We start from the raw sequence: 1111 nt of genomic DNA on the forward strand, positions 1-1111 counted from the left end.
CCGTGCTGGAGATGGTCTTCGCGCCATGTCGCTTCGCGTCTGCCAATAGGGCACGGACGGCGGCCACGGGCTCTGCGACACCTTCTTCGGCAACATGCAGGGCAAAATCCGGAAGCTCGGTGAGATTGGGCTCGATGCGCGCTGCACCGGCGCGGTCGACTTGGCTGATGCCATAGCCCCAGGCGGAATGTTCCGTGGCGTAGGTTTCCATGTCGGCCGCCGGTAAGTCCCAGCACAGGCCGCCGCACCAGCTCAGCGGCAGGTCGGGCAGGTCCTGCGCCAGCCGCGACCATTCGGCCATGGCGCGGGTGCGCAGCCGGAAATAGGGCTCCGGATTGCCCCAGCTGGCGTTGATCCAGGCGAACGAATTTGGCGTCGCCACCCCACCGGCAGCACTGTCGGCAATCACCGTCACTTGCGCACCCGCTCTGCTCAGATGCCAGGCGGTGGAGGCACCGATGATGCCGGCGCCGATGACGATTACTTGTTTCGCCGCAGTCATGCTTGCTCCTCTGCCTCGTCATCCGGAGGGATGTTCATCCAGTGCCATCCCGGCAGCCGCTTGCCAACATCGCGCAGCGTAAAATATGCGGCAATGCACTGGCCGGAGCCACAGCACGACTGAGCTGTATGCTCTGACGGTGAGGCGGCGATCAGCAGCGCCCGAGCCGCCGGACCGGTCGACAGGCCGGCACTGCGCTGCTAGAAGCCCGGCCTGTCACACGGAAATCCCAGAGAATGCCCGAAGCAATAGAAGAAGAAGTGGCACGCCGCCGCACCTTCGCGATCATCGCGCACCCGGACGCCGGCAAGACGACGCTCACCGAAAAGCTGCTGCTGTTCGGCGGCGCCATCCAGCTCGCCGGCGAGGTCAAGGCCAAGAAGGACAAGATCCAGACGCGGTCCGACTGGATGAAGATCGAGCGCGAGCGCGGCATCTCGGTCGTCACCTCGGTGATGACCTTCGAGTATGAGGACAATGTCTTCAACCTGCTCGACACGCCCGGCCACGAGGATTTCGCCGACGACACCTACCGCACGCTGTCGGCGGTCGACTCGGCGGTCATGGTCATCGATGCCGCCAAGGGCATCGAGCCGCGCACACTGAAAC

2 protein-coding genes are annotated in these 1111 nt (G+C 64.6%); one reads left to right on the plus strand and one right to left on the minus strand.

All coding sequences use genetic code 11. The annotated features are described in order from the left end of the window. Positions 1–502, minus strand: a 502-nt coding sequence (locus EN964_RS35380) for an FAD-binding oxidoreductase (RefSeq protein ID WP_164776452.1), incomplete at its 3' end; no start/stop codon positions are given. A 236-nt stretch (positions 503–738) separates the two neighbouring features. On the opposite strand from EN964_RS35380, the gene EN964_RS35385 reads away from it, so the two are divergent. Beyond that, on the plus strand, positions 739–1111 hold a 373-nt coding region (locus EN964_RS35385), incomplete at its 3' end, for a GTP-binding protein (protein ID WP_127277504.1).

The organism is Mesorhizobium sp. M7A.F.Ca.CA.001.10.2.1 (assembly GCF_003998575.1).
GTDB lineage: Bacteria > Pseudomonadota > Alphaproteobacteria > Rhizobiales > Rhizobiaceae > Mesorhizobium.